Origin of the sequence: Tianweitania sediminis, assembly GCF_017813335.1 — a bacterium.
GTDB classification, from domain to species: domain Bacteria; phylum Pseudomonadota; class Alphaproteobacteria; order Rhizobiales; family Rhizobiaceae; genus Tianweitania; species Tianweitania sediminis.
On record NZ_JAGIYY010000010.1, the window covers coordinates 19,162 to 41,850 of the forward strand.

Genomic DNA, 22,689 nt, shown 5'->3' on the forward strand with positions numbered 1-22,689 from the left:
AAAGCCTCCGCCTGCGGGCATCTGAGGTCATGCTGAACTTCCTCCTTGTGGCACTCGGCGGTGCCTTGGGCGCATCGGCCCGCCACCTCGTCAGCCTTGGGGCGATCCGTGCCGGCCTAACCACCTTTCCCTGGCATACAACGGCCGTCAACATCCTTGGCTCGCTCGTCATGGGCGCGTTTATCGGCTGGTTGGCGCGACGCGGCAGTTCGTCAGACGCGTTGCGCTTGTTTGTGGCGACGGGGGTCCTTGGCGGCTTTACGACCTTCTCCGCCTTCTCCCTCGATTTTGCGACCCTGTGGCAGCGCGGAGAGCTAGGCTATGCCTTTGGCTACGCAGCCGGCAGCGTGCTTCTGTCGCTGATGGCCGTCTTCCTCGGTTTATGGCTCGCAAGGGTCATCCCCTGATGCTATGGCCGCCGCAAACGAGAGCACGAAGACATGGCCGGGGTTGAACAAAAAGCGGTAAGCGCAGACGAAGCCGGCATGCGCCTCGACCGCTGGTTCAAGGTTCATTATCCGGGCCTCGGCTTTGGGCACCTCCAGAAGCTTTTGCGCTCCGGCCAGGTGCGCGTGGATGGCGGCCGCGCCAAGGCGGATACGCGTATCCAACCCGGGCAAATGGTCCGTGTTCCCCCGTTGCCGATTGACGAAAAGGGGAGTCCCGGGCCGCTCACGGCAAAAACCATCCGCTCGCAGCAGGACGGCGACGTTCTGGCCAAGATGCTGATCTACGAAGACGACAAGGTTTTCGTGTTCAACAAGCCGTCGGGCCTCGCCGTGCAGGGCGGGTCCGGCGTCACAAGACACGTCGATGGCCTCCTGGAAGCCTGGCGTTCAAAGAAGGGTGAGAAGCCCCGCCTGGTGCATCGCCTTGATCGTGATACATCGGGGGTACTTGTTGTCGCCCGTACACGTCTGGCAGCCATGAAGCTCGCTGAAGCTTTTCGCGCGCGCGAAACCCGCAAGACCTACTGGGCACTCGTGAAAGGCGTTCCAAAGAACCGCGACGGAAAGCTTTCAACGTGGCTGGTCAAGGAACAAACCCCGGACGGTGATCGCATGCGCATCGCCGCACATGGGGAAAAGGGCGCTGATCACGCGGTGTCGTACTATCGTGTCGTTGATCAGGCCGGGCAGAACCTCAGCTGGCTTGAGATGGAGCCTTACACCGGGCGAACCCACCAGCTACGCGTTCATGCCTTGGAGCTTGGCTGCCCGATCATCGGGGATCCGAAATATTTCGAGGCCGATACGAATTGGGACTTTCCTGGCGGCATGCAGAACCGGCTTCACCTCCATGCGCGCCGGATCATCATCCCGCATCCGGAACGCGGCAAGCTTGACGTGACGGCCGAAATGCCACCCCACATGGTGCAAAGCTGGAACCTGATCGGCTTCGAAGAGGCAACCGGCAACGATCTGGCGTAAGTGCCTGTGTCGGTGCGGTTCTTCGCCGCTGGGATCTTGGATCCGAGGCGGCCAATACGCATCTTCGATGCGACGCTTCAAGCGCCCCGGGCGGGCGCAACCTTCCCTTCGAAAGCAAGATCATGCGTGACATCCTGAGCGACCTCGAAGACAGCAAGTTTCATTCGGACGTGGATCCAGTGAAGCGTGCCCAGCAGTTGACGAAGCCGGTAATGCCTAAACGCTTCTACAAGAGCGTCGACGTGGAGGAGGGTGAGGGCGGCTGGACGGTTCTGCTGGACGGGAAGGCAATCCGCACGCCTGCTCAGGCGCTCATCGTGTTGCCGACCGAAAATGCCGCCTTGCTGGTTGCTGCGGAGTTCAGCGCTCAGACAGACGTCGTGAACCTCGCGACCATGCCGGCTTATCGTCTGGTGAACACGGTGATCGACGGGGTCTCTGCGGACCCGCAGGCGGTGATCGAGGACATCATGCGCTTCGCATCGAGCGACATGACCTGTTACCGCGCCGATGCGCCGGATGCTCTCGTCGTTTCACAGTCCAGCGCATGGGATCCGGTGCTGGACTGGGCGCAGGAGCGCCTTGGAGCGCGGTTCACCTTGTCGGAAGGCGTGATGCATGTGGAGCAGCCGCGCGAAAGCATCGCGGCAATCGGCCACCACCTGCGTCAGGACGCCGATCCGTTTCGTTTGGCGTCGCTGCATGTGATGACGTCGATTAGTGGCTCGGCGCTGATCGCACTGGCGCTGGAGGCTGGCACGCTGTCGTTCGATCAGGCCTGGGCCGCGGCTCACGTTGACGAAGATTGGAACATCGCGCAATGGGGCGAGGACCAAGAAGCTGCCGCACGCCGCGCGTTCCGCAAGCGTGACATGGAAGCAGCTTACGCTGTTCTGGCGGCGCGCCGGGCGACCTAGCTAGCGCGACCCACTGCCCTCCATCAGTTCTTCCGGGTGTGATCGACCGATTGGATTTCCGTGTCGTGATACCAGCCGCTGCTCGCCATCACAGGCACCAGGGGGCGCATGGTGCTTGCAGCCGCGGCCTTGCCCTCGCTGCCGGCCGCGCGACGGCCTCCGAGTGGAAAATGGAAGATCTTTGCTGACGTTTGTTCCTGCGGGAGACGGGACATGAAAGGTTCCTTCTTCTGGCTCCTCGAACTCGAAGATGGGGTGCAGCATAGGTGATGAAAATAGATGCATCACATGATTATTCGTTGGGCAATCTATCACCCGAACCGTTTGGAAGGAGGCGAGAAAAGGCGTCGAAGCATTGGTTTCTGTGATGTTCCGGATCAACAGGCAGAATGGTTTGGCGGCAAACAGGTTCCGCTAAGGCGGTTTGTAGGGCTGAACGGATCCCGGTAGCAGGCCCTGCTCACTATGCTTCGAATTGGCACGCGGTTTGCAAAGGAGGTTGCGGAACCGCCGGTGCCTTCACGACCGGGACCGGTGCGGCAGTTCCAGGTCGTGGTTGCGAGAGGCTAGAATGACGAAGTACAAGCTCGAATATATTTGGCTGGACGGTTACACGCCTGTCCCCAATCTTCGCGGCAAGACGCAGATCAAGGAATTCGCTTCCTTCCCGACTCTGGAAGAGCTGCCGCTGTGGGGCTTCGATGGCTCATCGACCTTGCAGGCTGAAGGACACTCCTCGGATTGCGTTCTCAAGCCGGTCGCCTTGTATCCCGATCCGGCGCGCACCAATGGCGTGCTGGTGATGTGCGAAGTCATGATGCCGGATGGCGTGACCCCGCACGCCTCCAACAGCCGTGCCACGATCCTTGATGATGATGGCGCATGGTTCGGCTTCGAACAGGAATACTTCTTCTACAAGGACGGCCGTCCGCTCGGCTTCCCCGCGTCCGGCTATCCTGCGCCACAAGGCCCGTATTACACGGGCGTCGGCTACAAGAATGTCGGCGACGTGGCTCGCCAGATCGTTGAAGAGCACCTCGACCTTTGCCTCGCGGCTGGCATCAACCACGAAGGCATCAACGCCGAAGTGGCCAAGGGCCAATGGGAATTCCAGATCTTCGGCAAGGGCTCGAAGAAAGCCGCGGACCAGATCTGGATGGCGCGTTACCTACTCCTGCGCCTAACCGAGAAATACGGCATCGACATCGAGTTTCATTGCAAGCCGCTCGGCGACACTGACTGGAACGGCTCGGGCATGCATTGCAACTTCTCGACCGCCTATATGCGCGAAGTCGGCGGCAAAGAGTATTTCGAGGCGCTGATGGCGGCTTTCGACAAGAACCTGCACGACCACATCGCAGTCTACGGCCCTGATAACGACAAGCGCCTGACCGGCAAGCATGAAACCGCGCCGTGGAACAAGTTCTCCTATGGCGTGGCGGATCGCGGCGCTTCGATCCGCGTGCCCCACTCCTTCGTCAACAACGGCTACAAGGGTTATCTCGAGGATCGTCGTCCGAACTCGCAGGGCTGCCCTTACCAGATCGCCTCGCAGGTTCTGAAGACGATTGCGGAAGTACCGACCGAGGCCTTCAAGAAGGCGGCCGCTTGAGCCGCTAGCTACTCCAAAGGGGAACACGAGGAAACGGCCCGGCAGCAACTGTCGGGCCGTTTCCTTTCATTCGGCGTTCGGACGAACCCGGTAGCGGCGGAACGCTTCTGCCATGCGTTCGCCTTCGCTGCGCTCTGGGAAGAGCTGGTAGCTCGGAGCCCAGATCCGGCTGATCTTTTCGATGCGTAAGGCGATGACGTTGCGCACCGGATAATCGGGACCTGCAAGATCGATCAAGCCTGCCGCGAACCGCTCGAAGTTCGGGTCGTCTTGTGCAATGATGCGGGCCGAGCCCGCCGCTTTGAACCCCCGCTGACGAAACACATCCACGAAGGACAGGCAGGCGCGAGGCTGTCCCCCAATGTTGCGGACGCTGTTGGACGACATGATGTCAGCCACCACGAGCGTTTCCTCGTCATGCACCGTGAAGATCTCCTTTGGCGTGACGTTCGGCATGCCATCCCCGTCCACAGTGGCAAGCCAGCACAGCACTGCGCCGTCGAGCTCGGCGCGGAAGGTCTCGTTGATCTTCATGGCGAGAGAACTCCTCGTATAGCCAAAGAAAAAGCCCGGCGGATGGTCCGCCGAGCTCCCCTTGTTGTTCGGTAGGCGGCTGCCTTACACGGAGTAGTACATGTCAAACTCGACGGGGTGCGGCGTCATCTCGAAACGCATGACCTCGGCCATCTTGAGCTCGATGTAAGCGTCGATCTGGTCATCGTCGAACACGCCGCCTGCCTTCAGGAATCCGCGATCGCGATCAAGGTTCTGCAGGGCCTCGCGCAGCGAACCGGACACGGTCGGGATCTTCTTCAGTTCCTTCGGCGGCAGATCGTAAAGATCCTTGTCCATCGGCTGACCCGGGTGGATCTTGTTCTTGATGCCGTCCAGACCAGCCATCAGCAGGGCTGCGAAGGCGAGGTATGCATTCGCACCCGGATCCGGGAATCGCACTTCAACGCGCTTCGACTTCGGCGACGAACCGAACGGGATACGGCAGGAGGCCGAGCGGTTGCGCGCCGAGTACGCGAGCAGCACTGGCGCTTCATAACCGGGCACGAGGCGCTTGTAGGAGTTGGTCAGCGGGTTGGTGAAGGCGTTGATCGCCTTGGCGTGCTTGATCACGCCGCCGATGAAGAACAGGCAGTTCTCCGATAGGCCGGCATATTCGTTGCCGGCGAAGGTCGGCTTGCCGTCGCGCCAGATCGACATGTGCACGTGCATGCCCGAGCCGTTGTCGCCGAAGATCGGCTTCGGCATGAAGGTCGCGGTCTTGCCGTAGGCATTGGCGACCTGGTGCACGACATACTTGTAGATCTGCATCTTGTCGGCGTTGCGCACCAGCGTATCGAACTTTAAGCCGAGTTCGTGCTGGGCCGCAGCCACTTCATGGTGGTGCTTCTCGGTGCGAACGCCCATCTCGGTGAGAACCGTGAGCATCTCCGAGCGCATGTCCTGCGCGGAATCGATCGGTGGAACCGGGAAATAGCCGCCCTTCATGCGCGGCCGATGACCCATGTTGCCGGTTTCGTAGTCCGTATCGTCGTTGGTCGGCAGTTCCGTGGAGTCTAACTTGAAGCCGGTGTTGTAGGGGTCGGCCTTGTACTTCACGTCATCGAAGATGAAGAACTCGGCTTCCGGGCCGACGAAGATCGTGTCGCCAACGCCTTCCGACTTCATATAGGCTTCCGCCTTCTTGGCGGTGCCGCGCGGATCGCGGTTGTAGGCTTCGCCCGAAACCGGATCCAGGATGTCGCACATGATCACCATGGTCGACTGCGCAAAGAAGGGATCCATGTGGACGGTGTCGGTGTCCGGCATCAGCACCATGTCCGACTCGTTGATCGCCTTCCAGCCGGCGATGGAAGACCCGTCGAACATCACGCCGTCGGCGAACATGTCCTCGTCGACTTCTGCGATGTCCATGGTGACATGGTGCATCTTGCCCTTCGGATCAGTGAAGCGCAGGTCAACGAACTTCACCTCGTTGTCCTTGATCTGCTTCATGATGTCACTGGCTGTCGTCATGTGCTCTTCCTGTCTCCGATGAAGGTGGGTCCGCCCAATGGGTCAGATCGCGTCTATGCCGGTTTCGCCGGTCCGAATTCGCACGACTTCCTCGACATTGGAAACGAAAATCTTGCCGTCTCCGATGCGTCCCGTCTGTGCTGCATTACGAATTGCGTCGATGGCCGCTTCAACGGCATCGTCGCCCAATACAACCTCGATTTTCACCTTGGGCAAGAAGTCCACGACATATTCAGCGCCACGGTAAAGCTCGGTGTGTCCCTTCTGCCGTCCGAAGCCCTTCGCTTCGGTGACGGTGATGCCTTGCAGGCCCACTTCCTGAAGCGCCTCCTTGACCTCATCGAGCTTGAAGGGCTTGATGATCGCTTCAATCTTCTTCATGGCGCATGCTCCCTGCGTGCGGCCTTGCGCCGCGTGAATCCGAGTAGCAGGAAGCATGCCAGACCCTCGCGCCGTCGCAAGCCCTTTAGAGGCTTCAGCTTTCTGCTCGTTGCCTGATCAATAAGCCAAGAGCTGGCGGAAAGGGAGCGTGATTGCGTTTTGAAGTGCTCAAGCTTGTGGCAGTTCATGCTCAAACAGTGAGCGTTCTGTCTGCAAAGGGTGCAACGCAGCCCGGTTGTTGCAATTCATCGTCCAACGGCGATCATGCCACGCGTCGGAATAGCGAGTGCTTCCATGCAGATTCTTGATCCCCAGGAGATGAACGAAGCCGATCGCCTGGCGGCGGCTGGTGGGGTCACAACGCTGCAGCTCATGCGAAACGCCGGCGCAGCGGTTGCCCGTGTTGCATTCGAGCGTTTCCCGGATCATTCACGCATCGATGTGCTGTGCGGGCCCGGCAATAACGGCGGCGACGGCTTCGTCGCCGCGCGCCTGCTGAGGCAAAGCGGATGCGACGTCCGGGTTTGGCAGAATGCGCCGGCACGCCCCGGTAGCGACGCCGACCAGGTTGCTCGGGAGTGGGATGGTGATGTCGGAACGCTGGCGGAGTTTCAGCCGGATGTCCGCGCGCTGGTGATCGACGCGCTTTATGGTGCCGGGCTCAGTCGCGCCCTCGCAGGCGATGATCTTGCTGCCATTCAGCGGATCCGTCAGAACGGATGTCGGGTGCTTGCGGTGGATCTCCCCTCGGGAGTGTCTGGCGCCACGGGCGCGGTGCTGGGCTATGCTCTAAAGGCAGATTGCACCGTCACCTTCTTTCGCAAGAAGCCTGGGCACCTCCTTTACCCCGGGCGTGAGCTTTGCGGCGCCCTCGTTTTGGCCGATATTGGGATATCAGACGCCGTTCTCCATCTGATCAAGCCAGGCCTGTGGGAGAATGGGCCGGCGCTCTGGCAGCCGCATCTGCCGAAACCGAACGCCACCGCACACAAGTACCGTCGCGGCCATGTCGCCGTCCTGTCTGGGGGTGCAACGTCCTCGGGTGCCGCCCGTTTAGCAGCCGAAGCCGCCGCGCGGGCAGGCGCGGGCGCCGTCACGGTGCTCAGTCCGCCAGCCGCGCTTTTGCCGAATGCCGCTCACCTGACCGCGACCATGCTTCGACGGGTGGAAGATGCAGCGGCGGCTCGGACGTTCATCGGGGAGCGCAAGGTTGCAAGCGTGGTTTGTGGGCCGGGTTTCGGCACGGGGGATTGGCACGGCTCGATGGTGGCGTCACTCCTTCGGGTGAACGAAACGGCTTTGGTGCTCGATGCCGATGCCATCACCTTGCTGGCCAGGGATCCGGGCCTGCTCCAGGACAGGCCGACTGAGGCGGCACCCTCCATTGTCTTGACTCCGCATGAGGGCGAGTTCGGCCGGCTGTTTCCAGATCTCGCTGCCGACACGGCGCTATCCAAGGTGGACCGCGCCCGGCTCGCTGCCCGGCGTGCCCAGGCTGTGGTGATCCTGAAAGGTCCCGATACAGTGGTCGCAGCATCCGACGGGCGTGCGGCCATCAACAGCAACGGAACGGTGTGGCTGGCGACTGCCGGCTCGGGAGACGTCCTGGCGGGGATCGTTGCGGCGCTGATCGCAGGCGGCATGCCCCCGTTCGGGGCCGCCTGTGCTGCCGTTTGGGTTCACGCGGAAGCGGGGCGGGAGGAAGGCTTCGGCTTAACTGCGGAAGATCTGCCGCAGGCCGCGCGACGTGTGCTGGCGCGCTTGATTAGCCGTTGACCTTCTCTTGCAAGGCCATGGCTGCCTGAGGCGCCCGCACCTTTCCTTCATGGATGAAGTAGACGAATACGTCGCGCGGCATCTTTTTGGCTTGGCGTCCCGGCGCCGCCAAGGGCAAGTTTTCCGGCTGCTCGCCCGCCGCCCACGCTTTTGCATGCCTACTCCAAGCGGCGATGTCCTCGGGCGGGTAAGCGGTCGGGATCTCGTCTTCGCCCTTCTGCAGACGGGAATACACGAAGTCCGCCGTCACATCGGCGATTTCCGGATAGGCGTGATGATCGGCATGACAGATCGCCACCTTGTACTTCTCCGCCAAGGCAACGAAGTCGGGATCGACGAAGCTGGCGTGTCGAACCTCGAGAACGTGGCGAAGCGCCAGTCCGCCACTTCTGTCGGGCAGGAGCTTCAGGAAACCCTCGAAATCGTCTGGCTCGAACTTCTTGGTCGGCGCGAACTGCCAAACGATGGGCCCAAGCCTGTCGCCAAGTTCATGCACGCCCGTGTCGAAGAACCGCTTCATCGACTCGCCGGCTTCCGCCAGCACCTTCTTGTTTGTGACGAAGCGGTTGCCCTTCACGGCAAACACAAAGCCTTCCGGCGTATCCGCCGCCCACTTGGCAAAGGTTTCTGGCGTTTGGCCCCGATAGTAGGTGCCGTTGATCTCGATGGTCCTGAGCTGCCGCGAAGCGTATTCCAGCTGCCTCTTCTTGGACAGGTCACTTGGGTAGAACGTGCCTTCCCAAGGCTCGAAGGTCCAGCCGCCGATGCCGGCACGGATTGTTCCGCTCGAACTCATCTTTGATGCCTCCACCACTCGGAACGCCGTCCTATGCCGGTGGGATAAAGGGTTGCGAAATCTCCTGAAAGACCGGCATGGCCTCGAAGAAGTCTGCATGCCTGCGGAGCGCAGGAAAGGAACTCATCGATACCAGGTCCGGATGTGAGTCCTGCATGTGCTTCAAAGAGGCCGTGGCGGCGATGTCGGCATGTGTGATGCGGTCGCCGAACCAGAAGGAGCCCGCAACAGCGGAGCGCTCGCCTTCGAGCACCTGAAGTGTTGCCAGCATCTGCGTGCGACAGCGATCGATCCAGGCCTGCGAGGCTTGGTCGTGGAGACGAAGCTCGTAGAAAAGGCTGACCGTCTTGTCGGCCAGGCCAGCGGCCAAAGCCGTCACGCGCATGACCCGGTAGCGCTCCGGTTGTGCTGTCGGATGCAGCGCACGCTCCGGCCCTGCCAGTGTGTCGAGGTAGTCGAGGATGCTCGTGCTGTCGACCAGCGCCTCACCGGTGTCGAGAACGAGGGTCGGTACCCGCGTAAGCGGGTTGATCTCGCGGATGCGCTCGGCGTCTCCGAACACCGACCATGGCCGGTGCTCAAAGGGAAGATCGTACAAGCGCAGGGCGATGCCGACCCGGCGCACAAAGGAAGAATCGTATTGGCCGATCAAGATCATCGCGCGCCCCCCTCCAGGTGACCCATGACTATTCAGCTGCTTCCGCGCGCGCCGCAGTCGGGCGACGCTCCAGAAGCTCCTTCAGGAACCTACCGGTATAGCTGCGCGGCTCGCGCACGACGTCCTCCGGCGTGCCGCTGGCAACCAGTTCGCCACCGCCGTCACCACCTTCCGGACCCAAATCCAGCAACCAGTCCGCGGTCTTGATGACCTCGAGATTGTGCTCGATCACCACCACCGTATTGCCCTGGTCCACCAGTTCCTGAAGCAATTCTAGCAGCTTGGCGACGTCGTGGAAGTGCAGGCCGGTGGTGGGCTCATCCAGAATATAAAGCGTCTTGCCAGTAGCTTTGCGGGAAAGCTCCTTGGCGAGCTTGATGCGCTGGGCTTCACCGCCCGAAAGCGTGGTCGCCTGCTGCCCAACCTTGATGTAGCCGAGACCAACCTGCTTCAGGGTTTCCAGCTTGTCCCGCACCACCGGAACGGCGGCAAAAAACTCAACGCCTTCTTCCACCGTCATATCCAGAACGTCAGCAATCGATTTGCTTTTGAAGGTAACATCCAGCGTTTCGCGGTTGTAGCGCTTGCCGTGGCAAACGTCGCACGTGACATACACGTCCGGGAGGAAGTGCATCTCGATCTTGATGACACCGTCGCCCTGGCAGGCTTCGCAACGCCCGCCTTTGACGTTGAAGGAAAAGCGGCCGGGCTGATAGCCGCGCGCCTTGGCTTCCGGCAAACCGGCGAACCAGTCTCGGATCGGCGTGAAAGCACCAGTGTAGGTGGCAGGGTTGGAGCGCGGGGTGCGTCCGATCGGCGACTGATCGATGTCGATGACCTTGTCGATGAACTCCAGCCCTTCGACGCGGTCATGCTCCGCCGGCAGTTCCCGCGATCCCATCACGCGGCGTGACGCGGCTTTAAACAGCGTTTCGATCAGGAAGGTCGACTTGCCGCCGCCGGATACGCCGGTCACGGCCGTGAAGGTGCCCAGCGGGATCTCGCCGGTGACATTGCGCAGGTTGTTGCCGCGTGCGCCAACGACCTTGATGCTCTTGCCCTTCTTCGCCTTGCGACGCTCCTGCGGCACGGCCACCTGCAAGGCACCAGACAGGTACTTGCCCGTCAGCGATTGTGGGTTCTGCATGATCTCGGCGGGCTTGCCCTGCGCCACCACCTGGCCGCCATGCACGCCAGCCGCCGGCCCGATATCGACGACATAGTCAGCGGTGAGAATCGCGTCCTCGTCGTGCTCCACGACAATCACCGTGTTGCCGAGGTCGCGCAGGTGCTTCAGCGTATCGAGCAAGCGCGCATTGTCGCGCTGATGAAGGCCAATGGACGGCTCGTCCAGAACATACAGGACGCCGGTGAGCCCCGAGCCGATCTGCGAAGCCAAGCGGATGCGCTGGCTTTCGCCGCCCGACAGCGTGCCGGAATTCCGGGCAAGCGTCAGATATTCAAGGCCAACATCGTTCAGGAAGCGCAGCCGCTCACGAATCTCCTTGAGGATGCGGTAAGCGATCTCATTCTGCTTGGCGGTGAGGTGCTCCGGCAGCGCTTCGAACCAGCCGACAGCCTTTCGGATCGACAGGGCCGTTGCTTCGCCGATGTGCTGCCCCGCGATCTTCACAGCCAGCGCTTCAGGCTTCAGCCGGAAACCCTTGCAGGCGGGGCAGGGCGTTGCCGACATGAAGCGCTCGATCTCCTCGCGCATCCAGGCGGACTCGGTTTCCTTCCAGCGCCGCTGCAGATTGGGGATCACGCCCTCGAACGTCTTGGTGGTCTTGTAGGCCCGCATGCCGTCATCATAGGCAAAGGCGACCTGACGATCGCCCGTGCCATGCAGCACAGCCTGTTTCGCCTCATCGGAAAGGTCGCGCCAGCGGTCCGACAGCTTGAAGCCGTATTCGCGGCCGAGCCCTTCCAGAGTCTGCCCGTAGTATGGGGAACTCGACTTTGCCCACGGGGCGATAGCGCCTTCCTTCAGGCTGACATGGTCTTCTGGAACAACCAGCGCTTCGTCGATGGCGCTTTGGCTGCCGAGGCCATCACAGGTGGGGCAGGCACCGAATGGATTGTTGAAGGAAAACAGCCGCGGCTCAATTTCCGGGATGGTGAATCCGGACACGGGGCAGGCGAACTTTTCCGAGAACAGGATCCGCTCATGCGTCTCGTTCTTCGACTTGTTGACCGCGTCCGCACCTGTCTGGCTGGCATCCAACGGCTTATCGGCAAACTCTGCAACAGCGAGCCCCTCGGCCAGCTTCAAGCAGGTTTCCAGACTGTCCGCCAGGCGCGCCTTGATGTCGCCGCGCACCACAACACGATCAACCACGACGTCGATGTCATGCTTGTACTTCTTGTCCAGCGAAGGCGCGTCGGCGATCTCGTAGAATTCGCCATCGATCTTGACCCGCTGAAAGCCCTTTTTCTGGAGTTCGGCCAACTCCTTTTTGTATTCGCCCTTACGGCCACGAACCATCGGCGCCATGATGAAAAGGCGCGTGCCTTCCTCCAGCGCCATAACGCGATCCACCATCTGGCTGACCGTCTGGCTTTCGATCGGCAGGCCCGTCGCGGGCGAATAGGGAACACCGACGCGCGCATAAAGCAGGCGCATGTAGTCATAGATCTCGGTCACCGTGCCCACGGTCGAGCGCGGGTTTCGGCTGGTGGTTTTCTGCTCGATCGAGATCGCTGGTGAAAGCCCGTCGATCTGGTCGACATCGGGCTTCTGCATCATTTCCAGAAACTGGCGCGCGTAGGCCGAAAGGCTTTCGACATAGCGGCGCTGTCCCTCCGCGTAGATCGTGTCAAATGCAAGCGAAGACTTGCCGGAGCCAGACAGGCCGGTCATCACGATCAGGCTGTCACGGGGAAGGTCGAGATCGACATTCTTGAGGTTGTGCTCGCGCGCGCCTCGAATGGAGATATGCTTGTGGTCGGCCATGCCGCCTCGCAATAGAATCAATCGGGATTGGCGCGGCGTCATCCAAGCGGCGCGCGTTTCTCATGTAGGCACGCCCGGACTGCCTGTCCACGTTGTCGGGGCAGCATTAGCGGGTTCGAAGGTTGCTGCAAGCAAAAAGAACAAAGACCGAACTCGCTGCTGACAGGCTTCTCCGATCACAATCTTCGTTAGCCGGTTGACGTTACGGCAGAGCGGGCGCATGATCCTCCTTGTCGAAGAAAACGGGCGGTGGCCATTCCAAACACACCGAGCCCTGTTTTCTTTGAAAGCGCAGACAACGCGGGAGACAGGCATGACTCCACCGGACTGTGACTGAGGGGCTTCGGCTAAGCTGAGGTCCCGCCGCCGCAAGGCCCAAAAAACCAGAGCGGACGGCAAACCGACAATCAGAGACCGCAGTCGGATCGCGAGCGATCGCATGGCATCCGAAACAGCGTCGGGAGCTCCGTCCCGACCGGAGGCTCAGCCTCATTTCAAGCTCTGCGTTCTTCCCCATGGAAGCGCAGAGCTTTTCCATGTGCAGTCCCTCACCTTGTGTCAGCAGTCAGACTGCACTAGAACATATCAAGAACTTTCTGGATAACCTGTTGCGGCAGGCGACATGCGGCGCTGGGCTTTGTAGGGTGCGGCAGTTTCGAACGAGAACGGAGTGGCGTCATGGCGGGAAGCGTAAACAAGGTCATCCTGGTGGGAAATCTGGGGGCTGATCCGGAAGTCCGCCGGCTGAACTCGGGCGACGCGGTCGTGAACCTGCGCATCGCGACGTCGGAAACCTGGCGTGACAAGAATTCCGGCGAGCGCAAGGAAAAAACGGAATGGCATTCCGTGGTGATCTTCAACGACAACCTCGCGAAGGTTGCCGAGCAGTATCTCAAGAAGGGCATGAAAGTGTATCTTGAGGGGGCTCTGCAAACCCGGAAATGGCAGGACAAGGACGGCCAAGACCGTTACAGCACGGAAGTGGTGCTGCAAAAGTTCCGCGGCGAATTGCAGATGCTGGATTCGCGCGGCCAAGGCGGCGGTGAGATGTCCGAATATGGCGGTGGCGGCTCTTCCTATGGCGGCGGCAGCGGTGGTGGTGGTCGGCGCGGCGGCTCCGATTTTGGCCAGTCGAGCCCGTCCGACGACCGCGGTGGACGCGGCGGTGGTGGCTTCGGCCGGGACCTCGACGACGAAATTCCGTTCTGACAAGTCGCGCGGTTCGCCTGAAAAGCGCGGTTCTGACGATCATGCAGCGCCGCGCCACGCGCAGCGGCCTTGCTTTTACGTGCCGTAGCTTGTAAGGCGCGGCGCATTCCACACACGGACTTAGGTGTTTCGCCGTTTTTCGGCAAAACCCTCCGGTGGCGGCGGGAGCTGATCCCGACCGTCGGTGTCCGTGGAGGCTCAACCGGAAAGGACGATAAAACCAATGGCTTTGCCAGATTTCTCCATGCGCCAGCTACTTGAAGCCGGTGTTCACTTCGGCCACCAGACGCACCGCTGGAACCCGAAGATGGCTCCCTTCATCTTTGGCGCCCGCAACAACATCCATATCATCGACCTCAGCCAAAGCGTGCCGATGCTGCACCAGGCTCTCAAGGTCGTGTCTGACACTGTGGCACGTGGCGGCCGCGTGCTGTTTGTCGGCACCAAGCGTCAGGCCGCTGATATCGTTGCCGATGCTGCCGACCGTTCGGCTCAGTACTACGTCAACTCGCGTTGGCTGGGCGGCATGCTCACCAACTGGAAGACGATCTCGAACTCCATTCAGCGCCTTCGCAAGCTCGACGAGATGCTTGGCGGCGGTGAAGCGCAGCGCCTCACGAAGAAGGAGCGCCTGAACCTTGATCGCGAACGCGACAAGTTGTCGAAGGCCCTCGGCGGCATCAAGGACATGGGTTCGACGCCGGACCTGATGTTCGTGATCGACACCAACAAGGAAGCGATCGCCATCCAGGAAGCCAAGCGTTTGGGCATTCCGGTGGTCGCGATCATCGACTCGAACTGCGATCCGGACAAGATCGACTACCCGATCCCCGGCAACGACGATGCCCAGCGCGCGATTTCGCTTTATTGCGACCTGATTGCCAAGGCAGCACTCGACGGCATTGCACGGCAGCAGGGTTCGCTCGGCGTGGATGTCGGCGCTTCGGAAGAAGCTCCGGTCGAGCCGGCCCTCGAGGAAGCTCCGGCTGCTGCTGAAGGCGATACGCCGGCCGCTTGACGAACAGGACCCGGGCCAACCCGGGTCTGACTTTTTTGCCGGCTTCGCCGGCTGCAATCAGGCGCATCATCGAACCCTCGATGGTGCGCCCGCGTGTTTCATAGGCATGAAGAGGTTTGAGATGACGATTTCCGCCGCTCAGGTGAAAGAACTCCGCGACACCACCGGCGCGGGCATGATGGATTGCAAGGCTGCCCTCGCCGAAACCAACGGCGACATGGAAGCCGCGGTTGATTGGCTTCGCAAGAAGGGCATCGCCAAGGCGGACAAGAAGGCAGGCCGCACGGCCGCCGAGGGTCTGGTTGGCGTCGCCAGCAACGACCTGTCGGGCGTGGCCGTCGAAGTGAATTCCGAAACCGATTTCGTTGCACGCAACGACGCATTCCAGCAGATCGTGCGCAACGTCGCGCTGGTGGCCTTGGAAACCGATGGCTCGAGCGAAGCTGTTGCTGACGCGCGCTATCCCGGCGGCACGGCGTCCGTCACGGACACCATCAAGGACGCTGTCGGCACAATCGGTGAGAACATGAGCTTCCGCCGTTCCGCAAAGCTGACGGTTTCGGCGGGCGCCGTGGCGACCTACGTCCACAATGCCGTCGCCGAGAACCTCGGCAAGATGGGCGTTCTGGTGGCGGTGGAAACGTCGGGCGATGCTGAAGCCGCGCGCGCCTTTGCGCGTCAGGTGGCAATGCACGTTGCTGCGACCAACCCGCTGGCGCTGAGCGAATCGGAAATCGATCCGGCTGTTGTGGCCCGTGAGAAGGACATCTTCTCTGATCAGGCGCGCCAGTCCGGAAAGCCGGAAAACATCATCGAGAAGATGGTGGAAGGCCGCCTGCGCAAGTTCTACGAGGAAGTCGTGCTTCTGAAGCAGGCTTTCGTGTTGAACCCCGACATGACCGTTGAAGCGGCCCTGAAGGATGCGGAAAAGACGATCGGTGCGCCCGCCAAGATCACTGGCTTCATGCGCTTCGCTCTTGGCGAAGGCATTGAAAAGGAAACCAGCGATTTCGCCGCGGAAGTTGCGGCAGCTGTGAAGAAGTAAGGGCAGAACGGGGTGCAGCGCGACAGCCTGCATCTCTCGCTGAAGTCGACGGAGGGCATCGCGTGACATCGCGGTGCCCTTCGTGTATCCGCAGTCCGCTTCCGCCTGCCTGACCTTCTCGAAGGACAATCCATGCCTGACCAACACCCCGTGTTTCGCCGCGTCCTGCTCAAGGCATCGGGTGAGGCGTTGATGGGGGAGCAGAAGTTTGGGATCGACGTTTCCGTGGCCGATCGTATTGCGGCCGACATCTCCGAAGCGCGCAGCATGGGCGTGGAAGTGGCCGTGGTGATCGGCGGGGGAAACATCTTCCGCGGGGTTGCCGTCGCGTCGGCCGGCGGTGATCGGGTGACCGGCGACCACATGGGCATGCTGGCAACGGTGATCAACTCGCTCGCTCTTCGCACCTCATTGATGAAGATGGGGATCGAATCAGTGGTTCTTTCAGCGATCGCCATGCCCGAGATCTGCGAAAGCTTTTCGCAGCGACAGGCCACCGCCTACATGGACCAGGGCAAGGTCGTCATTTTCGCCGGTGGTACGGGCAACCCCTTCTTCACCACCGATTCGGCTGCCGCTCTCCGTGCGGCGGAGATCGGTGCGGATGCGTTGTTCAAGGGCACCCAGGTGGATGGGGTTTATTCGGCAGATCCGAAAAAGGACCCCACGGCCAAACGCTACGAGCGCATCACCCATGCTGAAGTTCTGCAGCACGACCTTGCGATCATGGACACGGCCGCGATTGCCCTTGCACGTGAGAACGACATTCCGATAATCGTGTATTCCATTCACGAACAAGGCGGGTTCGGCGAGATCCTGCGCGGCGGCGGCCGCTGCACGATCGTATCGGACAAGTAATCCGCCCCTCTTTTCCAAGGAGCCTACAATGAGTTCTGGAGCCGACTTCAAGGATCTTCAGCGCCGCATGGACGGTGCGATCTCGGCCTATCGCAACGATCTTGCTTCCCTTCGTACCGGCCGTGCATCGAGCAACCTTCTGGATCCCATTCAGGTCCAGGCTTATGGCAGCGCCATGCCGCTCAACCAGGTGGCGACGGTGACTGTGCCTGAACCGCGCATGATCGCCGTTTCTGTTTGGGACAAGTCGATGGTGAACGCCGTTGATCGCGCGATTCGTGAATCCAATCTCGGCTTCAATCCCATCATGGACGGCACCACACTGCGCATCCCGCTGCCGGAGCTGAACGAACAGCGGCGCAAGGAACTGGTGAAGATTTCGACCGGTTACGCGGAAAACGCCCGCGTTGCGGCGCGCCATGTGCGACGCGACGGCATGGATGCCTTGAAGAAGGCGGAAAAGGATGGCGATCTGGGTCAAGATGACGTTCGTTCCCAGTCCGAACGCATTCAGAAGATGACCGACGACACAATCGCGACGATCGACTCGCTGTTGACGGAAAAACAAGCAGAAATCATGCAGGTTTGACCCGCCTGCAAAGTTGCGGGCTGAGGGAGCGAGGAAACAGGCCGTGACGCCGAGGCACGTGGCGATCATCATGGATGGCAATGGCCGCTGGGCAGAGGCTCGGGGCTTGCCCCGTGTTTTTGGACACCGCGCAGGCGTCGAGGCCCTGCGGCAGGCTGTTCAAAATGCCGGGGATCTCGGCATTGAATGGCTTACGGTCTATGCCTTTTCTTCGGAAAACTGGTCACGTCCGCCAGCCGAAGTGTCGGACCTCATGGGCCTGCTGAAGCTGTTTATCCGCCGGGACCTGGCCGACCTGCATCGGAACGGCGTTCGGATCCATATCGTGGGGGAGCGCAAGACGCTCAGCCCTGATATCGCCGCTCTGCTTGAAGACGCCGAGGTCCTGACGGCCGGCAACCGGGCGATGAACCTGGTGATTGCCTTCAATTATGGCTCGCGAAACGAGATCACGCGCGCGGTTCGCAGCTTGGCCATGGCCCTGGCACAAGGGCGATTGTCGGCCGCACAGATCGATGAGGACCTGCTCGGCTCGTTTCTGGACACGGCTCACATGCCCGACCCGGACCTCGTGATCCGCACCAGTGGTGAGATGCGCTTGTCCAACTTTTTGATGTGGCAAGCAGCTTACAGCGAATTCGTTTTTCTGCCGGTGCTTTGGCCGGACTTCAGCCGCGTTCATCTCGAGGAAGCCATCGCTTCCTTTGCCGGACGGGAGCGCCGCTTTGGTGGCCGCCCGGCTCGAGAAGCCGTTTCATGATGCGCTCACGCCAAGGCGAGGGCCTGGATTTCCGCCGCCCGAGACGGTTGAACAATTTTGGGCTGCGCGTGCTCTCGGCGGTCGTGCTGGGCGGCCTCGTGCTCTTGGTCACTTATTTCGGCGGTCTGCTGTTTCACTTGATGATCGCCTTGTTCGCCGGCGCGCTGCTTTATGAGTGGCTTGCCATGGTCGGCGATGGGCTGCGTTTGCCGACCCGCCTTGCACTTTGGGCGCTTCTGCTGATCGGCTTGGTGCCGCTCGTGTTCAACATGGACGCCGCGGTGGTGGTGTTTGTTGCCCTCGTCGCGATGGGTTGCGGCATCGGCCTGGAAGCACGCCGTTCCGGCACCTGGGTTGCGGGCGGGCTGGTTTATGCACTGGTTGCTGCTGTTTCGATCCACCAGATCCGCGAAGGCGGATCGTCGGGCTTGGCGGCCATCGTGTTCCTTTTTTCCGTGGTCTGGGCAACCGACAGCTTCGCCTATGTTTTCGGCCGCTTGATCGGGGGGCGCAAGCTCGCGCCGCGAATCTCACCAAGCAAGACCTGGAGCGGAGCCTTGGGCGGGGCACTGGCTGCCGTGATCGCCGGCACAGGGAGCGCGCGGTTGATGGGGCTGCAGCCCGGCTTCGTCCTGGCGATGGCCGCCCTCGTGCTTTCCGCGGTTTCGCAGGCAGGCGACCTCTTCGAATCGGCCGTGAAGCGGCGCTTCGGCGTCAAAGACTCCGGCAACATGATCCCCGGTCACGGTGGCGTTATGGATCGGGTGGATGGACTTGTCGCAGCGGGCTTGGCCTTGTACCTGATCGGCCTTCTGGTGGGCGGGATTCACGAGCCGTCCCGAGGGCTGTTTTATCTCCCCTGAGGGTCAAGCTGGGTTGGCACGAATGCCGGCACCCGCATTGGACAGAACGAGGACCCTGCAAGGGTGAACATGGGGCTTGCGTGGCTGACTTCCTGACTTCGATCTTCGGCACTGAGGGCCTTATTTTGGGAACGCTGTTGCCGTTCCTGTTTGTGCTGCTCGTCGTCGTGTTTGTGCACGAGATGGGGCACTACCTTGTCGGCCGCTGGTGTGGGATCGGTGTCACGGCTTTTTCGATTGGCTTCGGCCCTGAGCTTCTCGGCTATACGGCACGCAATGGCACGCGCTGGAAGCTTTGTGCAGTTCCGCTTGGCGGGTATGTCAAGTTCGTCGGCGATATGAACGCGACGAGCACGCCGGATGCGGAAGAAGCGAATCGCCTCAGTGCAGAAGAACGACGGGTCGCCTTCCACACCCAGCCGGTTTGGAAGCGGGCACTAACGGTTTTTGCCGGCCCGATGTTCAACTTCCTTCTGACCATTGCCGTTTTTGCGGTGATGTTTTCGATCTATGGGCGTTCGGTTCTTGATCCGACGGTGGCGGAAGTGCGCCCGGACAGCCCTGCCGCAATGGCCGGCATTCAGCCGGGCGATCGCTTCGTGGCCGTGAATGGCCAAAGCGTTTCGAGCTTCGCGGACGTGCAGCGCCTTGTTTCAGGCCGTGCCGGTGATTCGCTCACGCTCACCATGGACCGAAACGGCCAACGGCTTGACCTGACGGCGACGCCGGAAATCGTCGAACAGTCGGACGCGCTCGGTAACACGGTGAAGGTGGGGGTCATCGGCGTCGTCAACAATCAGGATGTCGGGCAGGGCAGGCAGGTCACCTACACGCCCCTTCAGGCACTGGAGCAAGGTGTTCTCGAGACCGGCTACATTATCAGTCGCACCGGTCAATTCTTGCAACGCTTCGTCGTGGGTCGTGAAGACAAGTGCCAGCTCGGCGGCCCGGTGAAGATCGCCGAAATGTCAGGACAGGCCGCCAAGCTTGGTTTTCAGTGGCTGATCCAACTGGCGGCGCTGCTGTCCGTCGGTATAGGCATCCTCAACCTTCTTCCGATTCCCCCGCTGGACGGAGGGCATCTGCTCTTCTACGGATTGGAAGCTGTGATGCGCCGGCCGGTGTCGGAGCGGATCATGGAAGCGGTTTATCGGGTGGGGATCTTCGCTGTTCTGGGCTTCATGGCCTTTGTTTTCTGGAACGACCTTTTTGGATGCTGAGCATCGGGAAGGCTCACAATTAGAAGCCTGTTTACCATGGCGGCCAAATTGCGTGACGGGAACGACACGGCTGCGGGATTAGTAAATGCAATTTAACCAGAAACCTTGCGTGTAAGGAAAATACGGCTATTAGGGTTGGGCGACCGACCGGACAGCCGGGTTTCTCGCTCTGGGGACTACGAGAATAAAGGTTTTAGGGGCCCGATGAAGGCAGTATTTCGTTTCAAGAGCGCCGTTTCCGCGGTGGCGTTGTCCGCCACTCTGGTCGCTCCAGGGGTTGTTATCGCACAGCTCGGCACAATCGCCGCGGCACAGGCGGCCGTGGTCAGCCGTGTTGAGGTTCGGGGGAACCAGCGCGTCGACGCCGACACTGTCCGCAGCTACATCGGCATCACGCCGGGGCAGAACTTCTCCAACGCCGATGTCGACGACGCCGTGAAGCGCCTGTTCGACACGGGTCTCTTTTCGGACGTTCGGATCAGCCAGGCCGGTGGCGCTCTGGTCGTGGATGTGACCGAATACAAGATCGTCAACCAGGTGCTGTTCCAGGGCAACAGCAAGGTCAAGGACGAGCAGCTCAGCCAGGGCGTTCAAAGCAAGCCGCGGCAAGGGTTCTCGCAAGCCACCGTTGATGCAGACGTCGAAGCCATCCGTGCCGCGTACCGCCAGATCGGCCGCGATGACGCGCAGGTCACGGCGCAGGTTACAGACCTCGGCGACAACCGCGTCAACGTCGTCTTCCAGATCACCGAAGGTGACCGCACGCGAATCGCAGCCGTCAATTTCGTCGGCAACAGCGCCTTCCCAAGCCGCCGCCTGCGCGACGTGGTGTCCACCCGCGAATCAAACTTCCTGTCGTTTCTGACGCGCAATGACATCTATGATGAAGATCGCCGCCGGGCCGACGAAGAAGCGCTTCGCCGCTTCTACTACAATCGCGGCTACGCCGACTTCCAGTTGATCTCGTCGGAAGGCGTGCTTGATCCCGCGACCAACGAGTACACGGTCACCTTCACTGTCGATGAAGGCCAGCGTTATACGTTCGGGGATGTCACGATCGACTCGGCCATTCCGGGTGTCGATGCCGCAACGCTCCAGTCCTCCGTGGAAACCCGCCAAGGCGACGTTTACAGCGCCAAGGAAGTGGAAGACACGATTATTGGGTTGACCGAGCGTGTTGCAGGCTCCGGCTACGCCTTTGCGCAGGTTACACCGCAGGGCGATCGCAATTTCGAGAACCGCACAATTTCGGTGGTGTACACGATCGACCAGGGTCCGCGGACCTATGTTGAGCGCATCGAAATCCGCGGCAACGAGCGGACGCGTGACTATGTCATCCGTCGCGAGTTCGATGTCAGCGAGGGCGATGCCTTCAACCAGGTGCTGATCCAGCGTGCCAAGCGCCGGCTCGAGCGGCTCGACTTCTTCCAGACAGTCAACATCTCCACGGCGCCGGGATCGCAGGCCGACCAGGTGATCCTTGTCGTGGATGTCGTGGAAAAGCCAACGGGCGAGTTTTCCATCGGCGCCGGTTACACCACAGGCGGATCCACGGGCGGCGGACCAACCGCGGAAGGCTCTATTGCCGAGCGCAACTTCCTCGGCCGCGGCCAATTCATCCGCGTGGGCGTCGGTGGCGGGCGGAATTCCCGCGACTACAACTTCCAGTTCACCGAGCCATATTTCCTTGGACGGCGCATTTCGGCTGGCTTCGACATCTTCCGGCAAACGCGGGAATATGATGAGTACGAAAGCACGGTCGATGGCGGTTCCATCCGCTTCGGTCTGCCGATCACGGAAGCCTTGACGTCGCAGCTCGCGTACAATCTGACGCGCGAGAAGTACGAATATACCGACGAGTGCGACCGGAACGAGAACGGCGTTCTCGAGATCAGCGACAATTGCAGCCTCGCGCCTGCCATCGTCACGGCCATCGAGGAGCAAAGCCCATGGGTGAAGTCCTCCGTCAGCGCCGCGTTGACCTACAATACGATCGACAACCAGAAGAACCCGCATGCCGGTGTCTTCGCCACGTTCTCGACCGAAGTGGCGGGTCTCGGCGGCGACGCGCAGTGGGTGAAGTTCACGGGACGCGGCAGCTACTACAAGACACTTTCGGAAGAAATGGACATCGTGGGCGTTCTTGCGCTCGGTGCCGGCCACGTGCAAAGCTACGGCCAGGACCTTCGCGTGTTCGACTATTTCCAGGGGTCTGACCGGTTGATCCGCGGCTTCGACTACGGCGGCTTCGGACCCGTGGATGCGCGGACGGGCGACCATCTGGGCGGCTCGACCTACTTCAATGCCTCGGCAGAAGCACAGTTTCCGTTGCCGGTGCTGCCGCAAAGCTTTGGCTTGAAGGGTGCGCTGTTCGCGGACGCGGCTACGCTCTATAACAACGACCTTCGCGGGGCGGTCGGAACCGACATGGAGTGGCGGGCTTCGGTCGGCGCTTCCGTGATCTGGGCATCGCCCTTCGGTCCGTTGCGCCTGGATTACGCGGTGCCGATCAAGAAAGAAGACACTGACGACGTTCAGAACTTCAATTTCGGCATCTCCACGCGCTTCTGATATCG

The 22,689-nt window shown here is 61.0% G+C and carries 21 protein-coding genes; 14 read left to right on the forward strand and 7 right to left on the reverse strand.

The annotated features are described in order from the left end of the window. Nucleotides 1-29 precede the first annotated feature (29 nt). The 3 genes from crcB to J5Y06_RS19900 all read left to right on the forward strand — a co-directional run bounded on the left by crcB (nt 30) and on the right by J5Y06_RS19900 (nt 2,347). Nucleotides 30-407, forward strand: a complete 378-nt coding sequence (crcB, locus tag J5Y06_RS19890; protein ID WP_209336948.1) for a fluoride efflux transporter CrcB — start codon at nt 30-32, stop codon at nt 405-407. Nucleotides 408-440: 33 nt separating this feature from the next. After that, complete coding sequence (locus tag J5Y06_RS19895) at nt 441-1,430, forward strand: RluA family pseudouridine synthase (protein WP_209336949.1); 990 nt, start codon at nt 441-443, stop codon at nt 1,428-1,430. Between the two features lie 122 nt (nt 1,431-1,552). Further along, nucleotides 1,553-2,347 (forward strand): ATP12 family chaperone protein, encoded by a 795-nt coding sequence (locus J5Y06_RS19900; protein ID WP_209336950.1) that lies wholly within the window; start codon nt 1,553-1,555, stop codon nt 2,345-2,347. Nucleotides 2,348-2,370: 23 nt separating this feature from the next. On the opposite strand, the gene J5Y06_RS19905 is transcribed toward J5Y06_RS19900, so the two are convergent. Beyond that, nucleotides 2,371-2,562, reverse strand: coding sequence for a DUF2735 domain-containing protein (locus tag J5Y06_RS19905; RefSeq protein WP_209336951.1), 192 nt, complete (start codon nt 2,560-2,562; stop codon nt 2,371-2,373). A gap of 356 nt (nt 2,563-2,918) precedes the next feature. On the opposite strand from J5Y06_RS19905, the gene J5Y06_RS19910 reads away from it, so the two are divergent. Further along, complete coding sequence (locus J5Y06_RS19910; RefSeq protein ID WP_209336952.1) at nt 2,919-3,959, forward strand: glutamine synthetase beta-grasp domain-containing protein; 1,041 nt, start codon at nt 2,919-2,921, stop codon at nt 3,957-3,959. Between the two features lie 66 nt (nt 3,960-4,025). On the opposite strand, the gene J5Y06_RS19915 is transcribed toward J5Y06_RS19910, so the two are convergent. The 3 genes from J5Y06_RS19915 to J5Y06_RS19925 all read right to left on the reverse strand — a co-directional run bounded on the left by J5Y06_RS19915 (nt 4,026) and on the right by J5Y06_RS19925 (nt 6,368). After that, nucleotides 4,026-4,493, reverse strand: a complete 468-nt coding sequence (locus tag J5Y06_RS19915; protein WP_209336953.1) for a pyridoxamine 5'-phosphate oxidase family protein — start codon at nt 4,491-4,493, stop codon at nt 4,026-4,028. A gap of 84 nt (nt 4,494-4,577) precedes the next feature. Then, nucleotides 4,578-5,987 (reverse strand): type I glutamate--ammonia ligase, encoded by a 1,410-nt coding sequence (gene glnA, locus J5Y06_RS19920; RefSeq protein WP_209336954.1) that lies wholly within the window; start codon nt 5,985-5,987, stop codon nt 4,578-4,580. Between the two features lie 42 nt (nt 5,988-6,029). After that, nucleotides 6,030-6,368 (reverse strand): P-II family nitrogen regulator, encoded by a 339-nt coding sequence (locus J5Y06_RS19925; protein ID WP_209336955.1) that lies wholly within the window; start codon nt 6,366-6,368, stop codon nt 6,030-6,032. Nucleotides 6,369-6,662: 294 nt separating this feature from the next. Between J5Y06_RS19925 and J5Y06_RS19930 the strand changes: the two genes are divergently transcribed. Next, complete coding sequence (locus J5Y06_RS19930) at nt 6,663-8,144, forward strand: NAD(P)H-hydrate dehydratase (RefSeq protein ID WP_209336956.1); 1,482 nt, start codon at nt 6,663-6,665, stop codon at nt 8,142-8,144. Here the strand turns inward: J5Y06_RS19930 and J5Y06_RS19935 are convergent. Genes J5Y06_RS19935 through uvrA form a run of 3 tightly spaced genes read right to left on the reverse strand, consistent with a single transcriptional unit; the run spans nt 8,134 to nt 12,551 of the window. Then, nucleotides 8,134-8,940 carry a DUF72 domain-containing protein gene (locus tag J5Y06_RS19935; RefSeq protein WP_209336957.1) on the reverse strand — a complete coding sequence of 269 codons (807 nt, stop codon included), beginning with the start codon at nt 8,938-8,940 and terminating at the stop codon, nt 8,134-8,136. The two genes, J5Y06_RS19930 and J5Y06_RS19935, sit on opposite strands and share 11 nt — an antisense overlap. 31 nt (nt 8,941-8,971) lie before the next feature. Then, entirely contained in the window at nt 8,972-9,598 is a 627-nt protein-coding gene (locus J5Y06_RS19940; RefSeq protein ID WP_209336958.1) for a glutathione S-transferase family protein, read from the reverse strand. Nucleotides 9,599-9,626: 28 nt separating this feature from the next. Further along, complete coding sequence (gene uvrA, locus J5Y06_RS19945) at nt 9,627-12,551, reverse strand: excinuclease ABC subunit UvrA (protein WP_209336959.1); 2,925 nt, start codon at nt 12,549-12,551, stop codon at nt 9,627-9,629. A gap of 678 nt (nt 12,552-13,229) precedes the next feature. Between uvrA and ssb the strand changes: the two genes are divergently transcribed. The 9 genes from ssb (at nt 13,230) to bamA (ending at nt 22,684) form a co-directional block, all read left to right on the forward strand. Next, nucleotides 13,230-13,760: a single-stranded DNA-binding protein gene (gene ssb / locus J5Y06_RS19950; RefSeq protein ID WP_209336960.1), complete on the forward strand. Its 531-nt coding sequence runs from the start codon at nt 13,230-13,232 to the stop codon at nt 13,758-13,760. Nucleotides 13,761-13,983: 223 nt separating this feature from the next. Next, on the forward strand, nt 13,984-14,778 hold the full coding sequence (rpsB, locus tag J5Y06_RS19955) for a 30S ribosomal protein S2 (RefSeq protein WP_209336961.1): 795 nt from the start codon (nt 13,984-13,986) through the stop codon (nt 14,776-14,778). A 121-nt stretch (nt 14,779-14,899) separates the two neighbouring features. Further along, nucleotides 14,900-15,823 carry a translation elongation factor Ts gene (tsf, locus tag J5Y06_RS19960; protein ID WP_209336962.1) on the forward strand — a complete coding sequence of 308 codons (924 nt, stop codon included), beginning with the start codon at nt 14,900-14,902 and terminating at the stop codon, nt 15,821-15,823. A 132-nt stretch (nt 15,824-15,955) separates the two neighbouring features. Beyond that, a complete protein-coding gene (gene pyrH / locus J5Y06_RS19965; RefSeq protein ID WP_209336963.1) occupies nt 15,956-16,681 on the forward strand; it encodes a UMP kinase in 726 nt (241 codons plus the stop codon). Between the two features lie 28 nt (nt 16,682-16,709). After that, nucleotides 16,710-17,270: a ribosome recycling factor gene (gene frr, locus J5Y06_RS19970; protein WP_209336964.1), complete on the forward strand. Its 561-nt coding sequence runs from the start codon at nt 16,710-16,712 to the stop codon at nt 17,268-17,270. A gap of 70 nt (nt 17,271-17,340) precedes the next feature. After that, a complete protein-coding gene (locus J5Y06_RS19975) occupies nt 17,341-18,030 on the forward strand; it encodes an isoprenyl transferase (RefSeq protein ID WP_245248188.1) in 690 nt (229 codons plus the stop codon). Further along, nucleotides 18,027-18,893: a phosphatidate cytidylyltransferase gene (locus J5Y06_RS19980; protein ID WP_245248166.1), complete on the forward strand. Its 867-nt coding sequence runs from the start codon at nt 18,027-18,029 to the stop codon at nt 18,891-18,893. The genes J5Y06_RS19975 and J5Y06_RS19980 overlap by 4 nt, the downstream gene beginning before the upstream one ends. A gap of 80 nt (nt 18,894-18,973) precedes the next feature. Beyond that, nucleotides 18,974-20,113 carry an RIP metalloprotease RseP gene (rseP, locus tag J5Y06_RS19985; protein ID WP_209336966.1) on the forward strand — a complete coding sequence of 380 codons (1,140 nt, stop codon included), beginning with the start codon at nt 18,974-18,976 and terminating at the stop codon, nt 20,111-20,113. A 204-nt stretch (nt 20,114-20,317) separates the two neighbouring features. After that, on the forward strand, nt 20,318-22,684 hold the full coding sequence (gene bamA, locus J5Y06_RS19990; protein ID WP_209336967.1) for an outer membrane protein assembly factor BamA: 2,367 nt from the start codon (nt 20,318-20,320) through the stop codon (nt 22,682-22,684). Nucleotides 22,685-22,689 lie beyond the last annotated feature (5 nt).